The sequence below is a fragment of the Ruegeria sp. CDSC085 genome, from assembly GCF_059610465.1.
On sequence record NZ_JBXWNR010000006.1, the window covers coordinates 137,923 to 152,838 of the forward strand.

Genomic DNA, 14,916 nt, shown 5'->3' on the forward strand with positions numbered 1-14,916 from the left:
AACTGCACCGCCTTGACTCCGTCCATCAAGAACACGATCAAAGCCTTGGCTGAGGTTACATAAAACAAACGACCGCAAGTGATTTGCGCGAGGTTATGAGCCTCAACTGTGGGCCCCGCGATCGGCCGTCAGCCGATCAAACGTGGCGAATTTTGTCGTTTGCAGGCTTTTCTGTCGCTTTCCCGCTTGTCGCGGCAAGCTGGTATGAACAAGAATACCTGCTTATGAAGAGTTGTTTTCCAAATCCTATGGACCGCCGTGCCACCGGCTGTGACCTTGTGATCCTAGCCTGATTTCAGGGCCCCTGGCCCATATGCATCAGGCTGTGACTACGGATTTTTCGGATAACCTCATGACAACTCAAGCGCTGCGCCTGGCCATCGATATTGGCGGCACGTTCACGGATACGGTTCTTGTCTCTGGCGAAGAGACGATACTTGCCTCGACCAAAACCCTGACCACGCATCACAACCCCGCCGACGGCGCCATGCAAGGCGCAGCGCGCGTAATGCAACAGACTGGGCACCATCTGAGCGAGGTCACCGGTTTTATTCACGGCACCACGCTGGCCACCAACGCACTGATCGAAAAACGCGGTGCGGTCGTGGCAACCGTGACCACCGAAGGGTTCAGGGACATTCTGGAAATCGCCTACGAGCGGCGCTATTCGCAATACGACATCAATCTGGAAAAACCTGATCTTCTGGTCCCACGTGAGCGCGCGCTGACAGTCCGCGAACGCGTTTCGGCGGATGGCAAGGTATTGATTCCGCTGGAAGGCACAGCCATCGACGCGTTTCTAAAGGACATCGACGTCAGCGGAGCGGAAGCCATCGCCATCTGCCTGATGCATGCTTATGCAAACCCCGAGCACGAGCGCAGGCTGCGCGATAGACTCGCAGACAGGCGCCCCGATCTGACCGTCTCGATCTCGTCGGACGTCAGCCCCGAGGCGCGCGAATTCGACCGGCTGTGCACGACAGTCGCCAACGCCTATATCCAGCCTCTGATGGAGACGTATCTGGCCCGGTTTGTCGAACAATTCGAGGCCCGGGGCGTCACCTGTCCGATCCTGATGATGACGGCAGGTGGCGGAATGTGCACCCTGCACACCGCCGCGCGGTTTCCGATCCGGCTTGTAGAATCCGGCCCTGCCGGCGGAGCCATTCTAGCCGCCCGCGTCGCCGCCCGCGCCGGTCTGGATCAGGTACTGTCCTTTGACGTCGGCGGCACAACCGCCAAGCTGTGCCTGATCGACAACGCCCATCCGCAGACTTCACGCCAATTCGAGATTGCCCGCGCCGCCCGGTTCATCAAAGGATCCGGAATGCCGGTACGTATACCGGTTATCGATATGATCGAAATCGGCGCCGGAGGCGGTTCGATCGCCGAGGTTGATCGGTTGGGACGGCTGACCGTGGGGCCAAAATCAGCGGGATCCGAGCCCGGCCCCGTCGCCTTCATGCGCGGTGCAACCGAACCCACGGTGACGGACAGTGATATTACACTGGGTTATATCGTACCGGACACGTTTGCCGAGGGGCATATTCAGCTTGATTCCGAAGGCTCGAAACAGGCGCTGAGCCGGTTAATCGGGTCGAAGTTGGAGCTGGAGGCCGTCGGAGCCGCCGATGGCGTCAGCCGTATCGTCGACGAAAGCATGGCCAGCGCGGGGCGGATGCACGCGGTGGAATCCGGCAAGGACCTTGGCCCACGAACAATGATTGCTTTTGGGGGCAACGGGCCATTGCACGCCAGCCGGGTGGCGCGATCCGCCGGGGTCAGCCGCATAGTGATCCCACCCAATCCGGGCGTCGGCTCGGCTGTCGGTTTCCTGTTCGCTCCGGTGTCTTTCGAGATCGTCCGCTCGCGCTATTCGTTGCTGGGCAGCATGGAGCTGAACGGAATCAACGCTTTGTTCGAAGCCATGATTTCCGAGGCAAGAGACGTCGTCTTCCAAGGGTCCGGTGAGGCCCCGACCGAGACGTCGCGTACTGCCTTCATGCGCTACCACGGACAGGGACACGAGATCGAGATCTCCCTTCCTGACCGCCCTCTGACCGCCGAAGATTTCGTGCCGCTGACCGCTGCATTCGAACAGGAATACCGCAAGCAATTCTCGCGCCCGGTACCGGGAATGCAGATCGAGATTCTCAATTGGGCAGTACGGGTCGCGACCTGTGACAGCGTCGTGCCGGCGGTTCCTGAAACGCCCCGGTTGAAGACAATCTCGGTGTCGGAAACCCGTCCGATCACGTGTGACGTGGACGGAGTATCAAAGCCAGCGGCCTTCATCGCGCGAGCGGATCTGAAGCCCGGCGACCACCTTCACGGCCCCGCACTGATCACCGAGCCGCAGACAACCACGCTCGTATCCGCCGACTTCTCGGTGCATGTGGATGCCCTTGGAAACCTCGTCCTCGTTCAGGACCAGAAAGGAGGCGCATGATGTCAGCCGATCTTTCACATGATCTGTCGCCCGCCCGAATGCAAGTGATGTGGAATCGTCTTCTGGCGGTGGTCGAAGAACAGGGCCAAACCCTGATCCGCGCCGCCTTCAGCCCGATTGTACGCGAATGCGGTGATATCTCCGCCGGGATTTTTGATGCCGATGGCCGAATGCTGGCGCAAGCCGTGACCGGCACACCGGGGCACATCAACACCATGGCCGAGGCAGTGCAGCACCTGCGCCGGGTTTTCCCGGTTCAGACCATGAAGCCGGGCGACATCTACATGACAAACGACCCATGGCTGGCCTCGGGACACCTGAACGATTTCCTGCTGATGATGCCCGCATTCAAGGATGGCAGGGTGGTGGGCTTCACCTCCTGCACCTCGCATCTCGTTGATCTGGGTGGGTTGGGCATGGGCCCCGAAGGATCCGATATCTATGACGAGGGTCTTCTAATCCCGCCCTGCAAGCTGGTTGAAGAAGGCACTCCCAACGCTCTGCTTCTGGACATCATCCGTGCCAACAGCCGCGAACCCATTGCCAATGATGGCGACATCTATGCGCTGATCGCCTGTTGCGAGGCCGGTGTTACAAGACTGCTGTCGATGATGGAGGAATTTGGCCTCGACGATCTGGACACGCTCGGCGCCTACATCATCGACACGTCGCGCCGCGGTACGCTGGAGGCCATCGCCGAAGTGCCCGAAGGTGTCTACAAGAATGTTCTGAAAATGGACGGTTATGAGAATGAGCTGGAATTGCACGCCACCCTGACCGTGAAGAAGGATGGCATGCATGTGGATTTCTCCGGTACCTCGGGCTGTTCACGCAAGGGCATCAACGTGCCGCTGAACTATGCCACCGCCTACACGGTGTTTGCCTTGCGCTGCATTGTCGGCTCGGACATTCCCAACAATGCGGGATCACTGGAGCCGTTTACCGTTGACGGGCCCAAAGGCTGCATCCTGAATGCGCAGCGCCCGGTGCCGGTTGCGATGCGGCACACGCTGGGTCAGGTCACGCCCGATCTGGTTCTGGGCTGCCTGCATCAGGCCCTGCCCAATACGGTCCCCGCCGAAGGCGCAAGCTGCATGTTCGACCTGCCCATGCGCCATGCCCCTGAAGTCGCACGAGAAGGCGGTCGCGAATTCGCTGTGGAACCCGTGCACAATGGCGGAACCGGCGCGAGACCTCATGCCGACGGTCTGTCGGCCACGGCCTACCCGTCCGGCGTGTTCGGCAGTCAGGTCGAAATCACCGAAAGCGTCGCACCTGTGACGATCTGGCGGCGCGAACTGCGCCCCGATTCCGGCGGCGCGGGCAAGTATCGCGGCGGTCTGGGGCAAAGGATCGAGATAACCTCGTCCAACGGTGCACCCTTTATCGTTTTCCTGTCGGTTGAACGGCTGAAATACCCGGCGCTTGGCCGTATGGGCGGCAAACCCGGCGCGCCCGGCCGCATCCGTTTCAGGGACGGTGCAAACGATATTCCGGGCAAAGGCGAATTGCGGGTGGAACAAGATGATTACCTGATCTTCGATACTCCGGGCGGTGGCGGCCTTGGTGACCCCGCCGAACGCGACCCGGATGCGCTGGCGCTGGACATCAAACGAGGGTTGGTGAGCGAAGAGGGTGCCAAGACTTACAGAGGTGATGCATGATCCGACCGGTTCCTTACGTTGGCGCCATGGGCGCTTATGCGCTGGCTGATCCGAGCGGCGCAGATACGATTTCACTGGCGCAGAACGAAAGCGCCTTTCCCGCAAGCCCCGCCGCCATTGCGGCTGGGCAGGCAGCGCTGGCGGATCTGGCCCTTTATCCTGATCCGGAGTGGGCCGAAATGCGCTCGGCCATTGCCGAAATACACAAGCTCCACCCGGCGCACATTTTATGTGGGGCAGGCTCAATGGAACTGATTGGCTGTCTGATCCGCGCCTTTGCCGGGCCAGGAGATCAGGTGCTGGGCACACAATATGGCTATGCCTTTGTCGCCTCGGCTACAGCACAGGCGCAGGCCGAATATGTGGCAGCGCCCGAGGTCGATTTGACCGTATCGGTGGACGCGCTTCTGGCAGCCGTCACACCTGCCACCCGCATCGTGTTTGTATGCAATCCGGGCAACCCCACCGGCACGCTGATCCCGAATGACGAAATTGTCCGCCTCCGATCGGATCTGCCCGGCGAGACGCTGCTGGTGGTGGACCAGGCCTATGCGGAATTTGCCGATGCCACGAACGATCCCGCGCAAATCTTTGCGCTGATGGACCGGGGCGACACCGTGATCACGCGTACATTTTCCAAAGCCCACGGGCTGGCTGGGGCGCGGGCCGGCTGGGGCTGTTTCCCAAGCGAAATCTCGGGCGGGGTCCGCAAACTTCTGAATCCCAACAATATCTCTATTGCCTCGCAGGCAGCAGCGGCGGCGGCGATGCGCGATCAGGCCCATATGCGCAACGTGGTCGCACGGACAGGCGAAATTCGGGACCGGTTTGCGCAGGAATGCCGCGAACTGGGCCTGAGCGTGCCGAAAAGCCACACCAATTTCGTGCTGATCCGCTTTGCGTCGACCGCGCAGGCACAATGCGCCGATGCGGCCCTGCGGGCGGAAGGCCTGCTGATGCGCGGCATGAACGGCTATGGTTTGTCGGACTGTTTGCGCGCCACAATCTGTGCGCCCGGCGTGATGGACAAGGCCCGCGACGTGTTGAAAGGAACGCTGAGATGACCGAGACCCGCACAGCCGCCAAGATCGGTATTCTGGTGCCCTTCACCAACACCAATCTGGAACCGGATATGGAGATGCTGCGACCGCCAAACACCACTATCCATTTCCAGCGTATGGGCGGCTATGACGTGGATGAAATTCCCGGCTCGGATCAAATGGCAGGTTTGGGCGCTTCGGATATCAGCCACGATCTGCGTATGATCTCAGGGGTGCGGCCCGATGTGGTGCTGTACGGCTGCACCTCGGCCACCCTGACCCATGGACCGTCTTTCGACGCTGAGCTGGCGCAACAGATCAAATCCGGATCCGGGGCGCTGTCGCTGACCGCGGCCGGATCATTGATCGCCGCAATCAAAACGCTGGAGGCCACAAAGGTCGGCTTTTCCTCGCCCTATCTGGGCGAAATAAACGCACAGGCGATGGATTTCATGGCCCAGAACGGAATCCAGACCGTTCGATGCGCCGATGTGGGCCGCAAGCTGGGCAATTACGGTCAGGGCGAGCTGACACCGGATGAAGTCTATGATCTGGCCTGTCAGGCCGATCACCCGCAGGCGCAGGCCATAATTCTCAGCTGCACCGACATGCGCGCGGTCGAGGCTATCGACCGGATTGAAGCAACGCTTGGCAAGCCGGTGGTCACCTCAAATCAGGCGATGATGTTCTGCCTTATGCGGGCTCTGAACCTGCCGCGTCGCGACGCGCTTCCAGGGCGATTGTTCGACCTGCTCTGAACGGATCAGGGCACAAGGCGACAGTGTAAAGGAGCAAGCTCGCCTCGTACACTTCTTGGATCAGCTAGGCTTGTTGCCAGCTTCAGTTGCGCGCCGCGGCGTGTTCTTGACCGAAGCTGCCGCCCAGATTTCCCGGAGCAGCCAGTCGCACAGCATCGGTCTTCAAACCCCTGTTTCGAAGCGTGACATCCTGTAGGCGGCTCCAAACAGCGCCTTGGCGTTCTGTTCAACCTGTGCAGCGGGCAGCAAGACCGGGGTCATCGCCGCCATCAGGATCCAGGGTGCCGATGTGCTGGTCGGAATGCGTTTCAACGGCATCTTCGGCAGATTTTACGTCTGGTCGGCGGGGGCGTAGATCAACGCGCCAAGGTCTGAGAATTTCGAACCTGGCGCACTCAGTCCCATAACCGCATCACGAATGGCGGCAGCACGGGATGCACCCAGCGATGGTGTCGCAAATTCCATGAACTTGTCGATCACTTCTGCCTCGTCCATTGGTGCCTCGGGTCCGCCGCGTGCGTGTACGTCGCCCGACTCAAGTATCCGCCCGTCGGTCAGGGTGATGCTGACATCGGCAAACCGGCTTTTGGGGAAACGGTCGGAATGGCGTGCTGCCTCTGCTACCGAGATGCGCTCGACGACCGAGGCGACCAAAGGGTCGGCCAGACCCGCCCCGGTGATGCTTTCGACCCCGATCCGGCCATGCGCAACCATCGTGGCGACGGCAAACGGCAGCGAATACTGCGCCTTGGACGTATCATCCGGCATGCCTTGAAAGAGGCAGGCGCTTTCCCGAAACGTGTTAACCTGGATCGCCGCAATATCCTGATGCGCTAGGTCGTTTTCACGCATCAGCGCCCGGGTGGCGTCAATCGCCGCATGAGCCCAGCGGCAAATCGGATAGGGTTTCACATATTGATGTTCCATCTGCCAGAAATGGCCCAGATCTTGCCAATGCGGGGCAACGTCTGCCGCTTCGATGGTGATGGCTGGTGCCCCGGTAAAACCTTTTTCGGCCAAAACCGCTGAAGAAATGCCAACCAACGCGCCCCAGCCCGAACCGTCATGTAGCATTGTGGGATTGGCGATCTCGCGCATCATCTGGCTGCGCGGGCCGTGGTATTCGGCAATCCCCATGGCTTGCCGCATCTGCTCAGCCGTAAATCCGCGCATGCGCGCCGCCACAGCCACCACGCCAAGCGCGTTCCAAGCTCCGGATGTGTGATAATCGCTGACAGTGTCATGCAAAGAAATACCCGCTCGTCCCGCGATCTCGTATCCAACGATCACCGCCGCCAATGCTTCGGCCCCCGAGAAGTCTTGAACAGTTTCAGCCAGTGCCGCCAATGCCGGAATAACGGCAACTCCGATGTGGCCTTTGGTTGGATTGTATCCATCATGGCCGTCCAGATTGTCGGTCTGTGTGGCTGCTGCATAGGCCGCGCCCGCGACACTGACGCGGCGACCGTCGAAAAGCATACGCGCGCTCAGCCCCGGGTCGCCCACGCCAAACAGCGCTGCCGCACTCTCGCACGCAATCCGTCCGGCCTGCATTGGGCCCGATCCTATGGTGATCCCCAGCGTATCCAGCAGCATCAACGCCGCAGCCTTACGGGCTGTTTCGGGAAAACCCTGCGCCGCACGACCCAGCGTAAAATCTGCAACGGTCTGAAAGGTATCTGTCACGGTGTCCAGTCGAGGTTTTTCTTTCGGGTTCCGGTTACAAGAAAAAGCCTATGTGAGTTTGCGCATAGCGGCACGAAAACAATCATGGGGCAATGGCCCCGGATTATTTGTGACTAGGACCAGATCGCATTTCGAGTCAGAACCATTCTTGTGAGTCGCTCATGGGCAAGACAGCAAGCTCTGGGCTTTTTAATTCTTCGCGATGTTCCTTGCCTGAGAAAAGCCTGTCATGATGAATCTTCCACACCTGACCTTTCTGCGTTCGTTCGAAGCGGCGGCACGGCACCTGAGCTTCACCGCTGCTGCCGAAGAGTTGAACTGCACTCAATCTGCCGTCAGCAATCATGTCCGCTCGTTGGAAGAGTTTTTGCAGCGCCCCCTGTTCGTGCGCCATCCCCGATCCCTGTCGCTGACAGATGTGGGAGAGGCCTATCTGCCGTCAGTGCGCCATGCCCTGCAGGAAATCAACGCCGCAACGCAATCGGTCATCGTACGCTCGCATACCCGCAAAGTGGTGGTATCTTGCCCGGTCAGTCTGGCCGAGAACTGGTTGCCGGAAGTGATCCGCGGTTTCAATGCGGTGCATCCCGATATTGATCTGACGGTTCATGGCACTGTCTGGGCGGATGTCGAACAAAATGTTTCGGATATCTCGCTGACAATCAATCATATCGACGATGTTACGCCGGACACACAACAGTTATGGGTCGAAAAGCTGGCCCTGGTCTGTGCACCCGGTTTTCTGGTCGATGGCATTCCGCTTACCGACCCCAAGCAATTGCAGAATGTACCGCTGATCCATATCCTAGGCCGCCCCTCCTATTGGGAGCATGCGGCACGGCATTTCGGATTGTCCGACCTGAGCCAGAAGGACGGTTTGCGGACAAATGCCTCGAATCTGGCGATGGAAATGGCGGCCAAGTCACTGGGGTGCGTCGTCCTGCCCCGGTCTCTGGCTCGGTCTTATGTCGAGCGGGGGCTGCTGATCGAGCCTTTCCGGTTTGATCTGAACAGCCCCTGGACTTATTTCATGCGTCTCAAGGAAAAACCGGTTTCACCACCGGTCCGGCTGTTTCAGAACTGGCTGTTGCAAGCCGCCGCTGAAATGGACAGCTGATCGACCGGTCATTTGCCGGGGCATGTCACGCGGCCCCTATTATCCCTTGCCAGCCAACTTGTTGGTGGCGAGTACGCGCAATCACTTCCGCGTGTCATCAATACCCAAGGCAGGGGCTATTCCAGCCATCAATAGCACCCTCTGTGCAACCGAGTTTCGACACCAACCGGTTTTTCCTGGTCCTCGGTTTCGCTGAACAAAGCCGACATGATCGCGATTTCGAAGGGCTTTGCACCTTCTGCGTTCTTATTGCCTCAATATCCGCAAGAATCTATGGGATGCACCACGCAACTGCTGGCAGCCATTGAAACCGGCGTCAGTTTCTTTGATTGTGCCCACGCCGTCCGTGGTAATTGGTAAGAAGGATTTTTTGGATGCGTATTGCAATGATCGGCACCGGTTATGTTGGTTTGGTGTCCGGTGTGTGCTTTTCGGACTTTGGTCATGACGTGATTTGCGTCGACAAGGCTGAGCAAAAGATCGACATGCTCAAGGCCGGAGAAGTGCCGATCTATGAACCGGGCCTGGATGTGCTGATGGCAAAAAACGTTGCTGCGGGTCGCCTGAGTTTTTCAACCGATCTGAAAACAGCAGTTGATGGTGCCGATGCGGTTTTCATCGCGGTCGGAACTCCGACCCGACGAGGAGACGGCCACGCGGATTTGACCTATGTGATGGCCGCGGCGGAAGAAATCGCCCTAGCGGTTACCGGGTACACGGTCATCGTTACCAAATCGACCGTGCCGGTGGGAACAAACAGAAAAGTTCAGGAGGTCGTTGCGGCAGCCAACCCCACAGCCGAATTCGACGTGGCCTCGAACCCTGAGTTTCTGCGCGAAGGCGCTGCAATAGATGACTTCATGCGCCCCGATCGCGTCGTGGTGGGTGTGGAAAAAGATCGCGCCGCCGAAGTGATGGCCGAGATTTACCGACCGCTGTATCTGCGTGACTTTCCGATCCTGACTACCGATCTGGAAAGCGCCGAGATGATCAAATACGCTGCCAACGCATTTCTGGCGACCAAGATCACCTTCATCAATGAAATCGCGGGCCTGTGTGAAAAGGTCGGTGCGGATGTCAAGGAAGTTTCACGCGGCATCGGTCTGGACGGACGAATTGGCAACAAGTTCCTGCACGCCGGGCCAGGCTATGGTGGCTCTTGTTTTCCGAAGGATACGGCCGCGCTGGCGCGGATCGGACAGGATCACGCTTATCCGATGCAGATCACGGAAACCGTCATTCGGGTGAATGACGAGGTCAAGAAACGGATGATCGAGAAAATCCGCGACGCCTGCGACGACCGCCTCAATGGCAAGACGGTGGCGGTTCTGGGTGTCACCTTCAAACCCAACACCGACGATATGCGCGACGCGCCATCACTGTCCATCATTCCCGCTTTGATCGGTGGAGGGGCCAAAGTGCGCGTCGTCGATCCGCAGGGCAAAGCGGAAGGCGATGCACTGTTGCCCGGAGTCGAATGGTGCGACGACCCCTATGCAGCAGTTCAAGGGGCTGACGTTGTGGTGTTGCTGACGGAGTGGAACGAGTTCCGCGCGTTGAACCTGGCCGAGTTGGCCGGTTCCATGAACTCCGCGCGAATGGTAGATCTGCGCAATATCTATTCGAAGTCACAGGCGCTGAAATCCGGCTTTGAAACTTATGTCGGCGTTGGACGCTGAACGCACACCGCCTGTTGGATCAAACACGCCCACCGGACCAGCTTGGGTCCGGCAGGGCTCAGCCTTCACGGGCTATTCGGCGGCCCAGATATTGCGGCGGCGTTCCTTGACCATTTCATTGCCTTCATCGGTGCCGTCGTGGAACGTGTTGAACCATTCATCCCAAGGGGTTTCCCAGGTGCCGTAGTTGCAGTCAAAAAACCGGTGATGCAGCTGATGAAAGAAATCCCCGACCTGCAACTTGGCCTTGTTGCCGAACTTCACATGCTCGAACCCGGCATGAGAGGTTGGTGCACCGATGCCGTGATGGAACAGCAGGAAAATGGCGTGGATCGGATGCGACGGCAGCAGAAAAAAGATCATCGTGTCGAACATCAGAAAAAAGCTCTCGACCGGATGCATCGCAAGCCCCGACCAAGGGCCGGTGTTGATATTGCGGTGATGCCAAGCGTGGACTTTTGAATAGAGCACACCCACGTGCAGCAGCCTGTGCAAACAGTAGAAATGGAACCCGGCCCAGATCGGCAAAAAAACGGTCACGGCGATGAACCAGATCGGGTTGCTGTCAAGTGTGATCATCGTGATCCAGCCATTGGCATAGGAGTATAGGATCAGACATTCCCAGAACGTCCAGAACGTCAACGCCGGGCCCAAGGTCCAGAACATATTGTCCCAGACCTGGTTTTTGAACGTGAATACCTTTGCGCCCTTCATCATCGGGCGCATGTCATAGCGGTATTCGTCCTGTTGCGTGCGGAACCTCCAAAGGGCCAGGTGCAAGCCGCCTGCGACCACCATCAGGATGCAGAAATTACGGAACCAGATTTCCACAACCCAGTCCCAGCCGAAGTTCTCAATCCTGCTCAATGAAGGCGTCAGATAGGTCCAGGTGATGACCGCAAAGACCAGCAGCAGCGCCCGCAATTCAAGTGGGTTCCAGCTTTGCAACAGGTATTTCAACGCGGCCAGAGGTTTCATCGGCCAATCCCAGTAGGGCGCAGTCTGAATCGGCAGCTGGGGCGTGTAGTTCCAGATCTTGCGCTTGGCACGTGGCGGCAGGTCGGGGTCTGACATAGTGGGCTCATTTCATCAGTTCACTGATCACAAGCCTAAGGCCAAGGATCAAAAGCTCAGACCATAATGTCTTGCCGGTGAGGCTAAGTTTTGCTTAGCCTGCTGAAATGAACACCCGTGTCCCTTCCCTCAACTGGCTGCGAGTATTCGAGGCTGCGGCCCGAACCGAAAGCTTTGCTCGTGCCGCGACCCAGTTGAACATGACACCTGCTGCCGTCAGCCAGCAGGTCAAGGCGTTGGAGACAAGACTGGGCACACCCTTATTTCACCGTCACGCGCATGCGGTTACGTTGACCGAGACCGGGCGCGCCTATCTGCCGTCGGTACAGCAATCATTGCTCATGCTTGAAACAGCAACCACCGGTCTGTTTGGCGAAACCCGCGAGCAGAGGCTTTACGTGCAGTCGGTGCTGCTTTTTGCACATGGCATTCTGGCCGGGGGCGTTCCTGAATTTCAGGCGGCACATCCTCAGATCAACCTTTCGCTTTCGACGGGCAATGTTGTGTCGGACTTTGCCAATCGGTTTACTGACCTTCAGATCGTGTTCGGTAACCCTGCGCTGTTCGGCTCGGAAAGTGACGAGTTGATGCGCGAACATCTCTATCCCATCGCCCCACCTGAGATTGCTGCTCAGATTCAAGCACCAGAGGACTTGTTCAAGTTCACCTTGGTCGAAGTTTCGACGCACCGTGCAAGCTGGCCGCATTGGTTCGAACACCTGCGGCTGCCAGCGGGACAGGCACGATACTTCTTTGCCGACAATTCGGTGATGGCGGCAGAGCTCTGTGCCAGCGGATGCGGCATTGCATTGGCGCGCGCGCCGGCATCAGATCGGATTATGAAGCTGTCCGGTTTGATCCCCTGCCTGCCAGACATCTCATGTCCGGGGCAAGAAGCCTATCACCTGGTCTACCCTTCCCGAACGGCGCTGCGCCCGGCAGCGCGTACGTTTCGCGATTGGCTGATGGGCTACAGCCCCGCCGTCCAGACGCGGTAACGCCCCTGCCCGGTGACCTCGCGAACCAGACCCCGCTGCGCGAACAGGTCGAAGTTGCGCTGTACCGCCGCACGAGAAGCCTTGGTCAGTTCTTCGGCCAACGGCGCTGACACCATGGGCCAAGCTGTCAAAGCGTCGATCAGGCGCGGTGGGGTGCGACCGCTCAGATCCTGCGTGACCTCTCTGGCCTTGTCCTCCCAGGCGCTGATCCGGTCCAGATGCAACAACCCTGCAAGGGCAGCCTGCCCTGCCCCAAGAATCCAAGCACTCAGTTTTCCCGTCGGATCCCCCGATCCGCGCAGCGCGCCGGGCCCGGACAAGGCCAACGGCATGAACAGCGCACCGCCACGCCCCATGGACGCTGCATGCCGCGCGGCAATGACGGCTGCTTCCGTGTCCTGTCCGATGCCTTGTGACACCGCCCGCCACGCATGAAACGCAATTGCTGACTGCGTCACGGGATGCAACCCTTCCGCGTTTTGCATGACCTCAGCCAGATCAACAATAGATTCAGGGGTGGCGTCTGCCCCCTGAGCAAGCCTGTCAAGAAACGCAGTCAGACCAGTTTCCCAGCCGCCGGCGGCAGGTGCTGCACCCGAACTCAGGCGCCGAACCGCCCATCCCGCCCGGAACAACGCCTGCACGTCGTCATGCGTCGCACCGATCCGCAAACCTGTCCACAAAGCCAACCGATCAACGCTGATCCGGTCTCCCGTCCACCATCCCAGATCGGATGTCTCCATCAATGCCAAGCGGTGCGTCCACCCTTCGGGACCTGCCCGCAGCCGTTCGTCCAGCGCCCCAAAAGTCAGGGTCAGATCGGCAAGTTCCGCAGAAAGTTCGGACTGCGCGGCACGCCAATCGCGCGGATCGAACAGCAGGCGCTGTTCGGGCCGCGGTCCGGGCAGGAAGAAATCATCGTCTGCCACGTCTTCATCCGGCGGCAAGAACCAAAGGTCGTCCTCTTCGGACGGATCCCCGTCAAATATACTGGCGGGGCCAAGATCTTCGGCCTCGTCTTCAGGAAGGGGCAAGGGTTTCTTCGGCGTCATACCGCGCATTCTTCGGACATTCCTGTCGGTTCACAAGGGGTATTCCGTCAGCCCGCAAAGGTTCGGGTCAGAACATCCAGTTCGCCACTTAAATCGGTCTGCGGAGAGCTACCCAACAGCATGTAACCATAGCCATCCTGTGCCCAGGTCGCTGTTGCCAAACCACTCAGAACGGCCTGCTTGACCTCTGCCTTCGGGGCGTTTGGCCCCTGACGGATAACACAGAAGGCAAAAGGTTGACCCTGCTCATCGGCGAAAACGACCTGAACCAAGGGCTTTCCCTTGAACGACAAAACCTGTGCACGCTTCAGCGCCAAACCCGGCAGGGATTCCAGCGCTTCACGGTTCAGAGACCTGCCAAGTGCTGCCTCGGCCATCGCGAACTGTTTGTGCAGCGATGCCTCGGAACTGTCCAGCGAGACAATCGTCTCGGGCACATAAAGCGACTGATAGATCGCCGCTTGCTGCGCCCAGCCCAGTTCTACCGGGCGCGTTGCCCAGAACGTCAGGGCGACGGCTGCGACCCCGGCACTCGCGGCCACGGCCAGAAGGCGCAAAAATCCGCCATTGGCGTGATGCGCCACGGGTTCCGGAAAATCGACCTTCGGCGCCTCGGTGGGCAGTTTCTCAAAAACGTCCTGAACGACAGGCGCGAACGGATCCAGCGCCATCAAGCGGCGTTCAAGCTCAACGTCATCCTCAACTGCAGCCTCGATGGCGCAGCTCTGAGCTTCATCCAGTGTGCCTTCCAGATACGCCAACAGCGTCTCGTCGGAAAACGTCATTTGCCACTCCGTCGCGCGGCGACTGCCGCATCAAACTGCATCACGGTTTTCAGTTTCTGCCGGGCATTCGACAGCCGGCTCATGATTGTGCCGATGGGAACGTCCAGCAGAGCAGCGGCTTCGCGGTAGCTGTACCCTTCGACGAACACAAGCATGACCGTTTCCCGCTGCGCTTCTGGCAGCTGCATCACTTGAGTAAACACTTCAGCCGCAAAAATATTCGTTTCTGAATCCGGCCCGATTGCGACCAGTTCCGCTTCCGGCGTCACCGACAGCGCCTGTGCCCGCCGGACAGATCGAGACCGCACTTCGTTCAACCAGATTGACCGGCAGATCGTCATCAGCCAACTGTCCAGACGATCATGCGACGTCACTTGATGATGTCGCTCAAGCGCACGCAGGCATGTGGCCTGCACCAGATCGTCCGCCACATCCGATGCCCCCGACAAAGCCAGAGCAAACCGCCAGACGCGTTTTGAATGCGCCTGCACCGCTTCTCTGACGGCCTGTTCGGAAGTCATCTCGGCACTCATCGAATAAAATGCGACCTGTGTGTGTTTGTCAGTAACGGACCCGGCCCGCAGGGCCAGAATTGACATAAACTGCGGAGGAAA

At 59.0% G+C, this 14,916-nt stretch carries 13 protein-coding genes; 7 read left to right on the forward strand and 6 right to left on the reverse strand.

The genetic code is table 11. The annotated features are described in order from the left end of the window. The first annotated feature begins 352 nt into the window (after positions 1-352). From AC2FJB_RS11290 to AC2FJB_RS11305, 4 genes are read left to right on the forward strand one after another with little or no spacing between them, the layout of a single operon-like run. The gene (locus AC2FJB_RS11290) at positions 353-2,449 is read left to right on the forward strand and encodes a hydantoinase/oxoprolinase family protein (RefSeq protein WP_496718388.1); all 2,097 of its coding nucleotides are present in this window, start codon (positions 353-355) and stop codon (positions 2,447-2,449) included. Then, positions 2,449-4,113 carry a hydantoinase B/oxoprolinase family protein gene (locus tag AC2FJB_RS11295; protein WP_496718387.1) on the forward strand — a complete coding sequence of 555 codons (1,665 nt, stop codon included), beginning with the start codon at positions 2,449-2,451 and terminating at the stop codon, positions 4,111-4,113. The genes AC2FJB_RS11290 and AC2FJB_RS11295 overlap by 1 nt, the downstream gene beginning before the upstream one ends. Next, the gene (locus AC2FJB_RS11300) at positions 4,110-5,177 is read left to right on the forward strand and encodes a pyridoxal phosphate-dependent aminotransferase (protein WP_496718386.1); all 1,068 of its coding nucleotides are present in this window, start codon (positions 4,110-4,112) and stop codon (positions 5,175-5,177) included. Before AC2FJB_RS11295 ends, AC2FJB_RS11300 begins: the two co-directional genes overlap by 4 nt. Then, the gene (locus AC2FJB_RS11305; RefSeq protein ID WP_496718385.1) at positions 5,174-5,911 is read left to right on the forward strand and encodes a maleate cis-trans isomerase family protein; all 738 of its coding nucleotides are present in this window, start codon (positions 5,174-5,176) and stop codon (positions 5,909-5,911) included. Before AC2FJB_RS11300 ends, AC2FJB_RS11305 begins: the two co-directional genes overlap by 4 nt. A gap of 162 nt (positions 5,912-6,073) precedes the next feature. Here the strand turns inward: AC2FJB_RS11305 and AC2FJB_RS11310 are convergent, their stop codons facing one another. After that, positions 6,074-6,223, reverse strand: a complete 150-nt coding sequence (locus AC2FJB_RS11310) for a hypothetical protein (RefSeq protein ID WP_162896902.1) — start codon at positions 6,221-6,223, stop codon at positions 6,074-6,076. Between the two features lie 18 nt (positions 6,224-6,241). Continuing rightward, on the reverse strand, positions 6,242-7,597 hold the full coding sequence (locus AC2FJB_RS11315; RefSeq protein ID WP_496718383.1) for an MmgE/PrpD family protein: 1,356 nt from the start codon (positions 7,595-7,597) through the stop codon (positions 6,242-6,244). A gap of 229 nt (positions 7,598-7,826) precedes the next feature. On the opposite strand from AC2FJB_RS11315, the gene AC2FJB_RS11320 reads away from it, so the two are divergent. Both AC2FJB_RS11320 and AC2FJB_RS11325 read left to right on the forward strand, forming a co-directional pair. Continuing rightward, on the forward strand, positions 7,827-8,714 hold the full coding sequence (locus tag AC2FJB_RS11320) for a LysR substrate-binding domain-containing protein (protein ID WP_496718382.1): 888 nt from the start codon (positions 7,827-7,829) through the stop codon (positions 8,712-8,714). A gap of 374 nt (positions 8,715-9,088) precedes the next feature. After that, entirely contained in the window at positions 9,089-10,393 is a 1,305-nt protein-coding gene (locus AC2FJB_RS11325; RefSeq protein WP_496718381.1) for a UDP-glucose dehydrogenase family protein, read from the forward strand. 72 nt (positions 10,394-10,465) lie between these two features. Here AC2FJB_RS11325 and AC2FJB_RS11330 read toward each other — a convergent pair whose 3' ends face one another. After that, the gene (locus tag AC2FJB_RS11330; RefSeq protein ID WP_496718380.1) at positions 10,466-11,467 is read right to left on the reverse strand and encodes a sterol desaturase family protein; all 1,002 of its coding nucleotides are present in this window, start codon (positions 11,465-11,467) and stop codon (positions 10,466-10,468) included. Between the two features lie 107 nt (positions 11,468-11,574). Here AC2FJB_RS11330 and AC2FJB_RS11335 point away from each other — a divergent pair, with 107 nt between their 5' ends. Continuing rightward, positions 11,575-12,465 (forward strand): LysR family transcriptional regulator, encoded by an 891-nt coding sequence (locus AC2FJB_RS11335; RefSeq protein WP_299641106.1) that lies wholly within the window; start codon positions 11,575-11,577, stop codon positions 12,463-12,465. Here the strand turns inward: AC2FJB_RS11335 and AC2FJB_RS11340 are convergent. Genes AC2FJB_RS11340 through AC2FJB_RS11350 form a run of 3 tightly spaced genes read right to left on the reverse strand, consistent with a single transcriptional unit; the run spans position 12,438 to position 14,823 of the window. Then, complete coding sequence (locus tag AC2FJB_RS11340) at positions 12,438-13,517, reverse strand: helix-turn-helix domain-containing protein (protein ID WP_496718379.1); 1,080 nt, start codon at positions 13,515-13,517, stop codon at positions 12,438-12,440. The genes AC2FJB_RS11335 and AC2FJB_RS11340 overlap by 28 nt on opposite strands. A 47-nt stretch (positions 13,518-13,564) precedes the next feature. Next, entirely contained in the window at positions 13,565-14,302 is a 738-nt protein-coding gene (locus AC2FJB_RS11345; protein WP_496718378.1) for a hypothetical protein, read from the reverse strand. Continuing rightward, positions 14,299-14,823, reverse strand: a complete 525-nt coding sequence (locus tag AC2FJB_RS11350) for an RNA polymerase sigma factor (RefSeq protein ID WP_254683861.1) — start codon at positions 14,821-14,823, stop codon at positions 14,299-14,301. Before AC2FJB_RS11350 ends, AC2FJB_RS11345 begins: the two co-directional genes overlap by 4 nt. Positions 14,824-14,916: the final 93 nt, after the last annotated feature.

Excerpts from the sequence above, each read along its gene's own strand:
- AC2FJB_RS11290 (WP_496718388.1), top strand. The coding sequence starts at position 353 with ATGACAACTCAAGCGCTGCGCCTGGCCATCGATATTGGCGGCACGTTC.
- AC2FJB_RS11295 (WP_496718387.1), top strand. The coding sequence starts at position 2,449 with ATGTCAGCCGATCTTTCACATGATCTGTCGCCCGCCCGAATGCAAGTG.
- AC2FJB_RS11335 (WP_299641106.1), top strand. The coding sequence starts at position 11,575 with ATGAACACCCGTGTCCCTTCCCTCAACTGGCTGCGAGTATTCGAGGCT.
- AC2FJB_RS11305 (WP_496718385.1), top strand. The coding sequence starts at position 5,174 with ATGACCGAGACCCGCACAGCCGCCAAGATCGGTATTCTGGTGCCCTTC.
- AC2FJB_RS11330 (WP_496718380.1), bottom strand. The coding sequence starts at position 11,467 with ATGTCAGACCCCGACCTGCCGCCACGTGCCAAGCGCAAGATCTGGAAC.
- AC2FJB_RS11340 (WP_496718379.1), bottom strand. The coding sequence starts at position 13,517 with ATGACGCCGAAGAAACCCTTGCCCCTTCCTGAAGACGAGGCCGAAGAT.
- AC2FJB_RS11300 (WP_496718386.1), top strand. The coding sequence starts at position 4,110 with ATGATCCGACCGGTTCCTTACGTTGGCGCCATGGGCGCTTATGCGCTG.
- AC2FJB_RS11350 (WP_254683861.1), bottom strand. The coding sequence starts at position 14,823 with ATGACTTCCGAACAGGCCGTCAGAGAAGCGGTGCAGGCGCATTCAAAA.
- AC2FJB_RS11320 (WP_496718382.1), top strand. The coding sequence starts at position 7,827 with ATGATGAATCTTCCACACCTGACCTTTCTGCGTTCGTTCGAAGCGGCG.
- AC2FJB_RS11325 (WP_496718381.1), top strand. The coding sequence starts at position 9,089 with ATGCGTATTGCAATGATCGGCACCGGTTATGTTGGTTTGGTGTCCGGT.
- AC2FJB_RS11345 (WP_496718378.1), bottom strand. The coding sequence starts at position 14,302 with ATGACGTTTTCCGACGAGACGCTGTTGGCGTATCTGGAAGGCACACTG.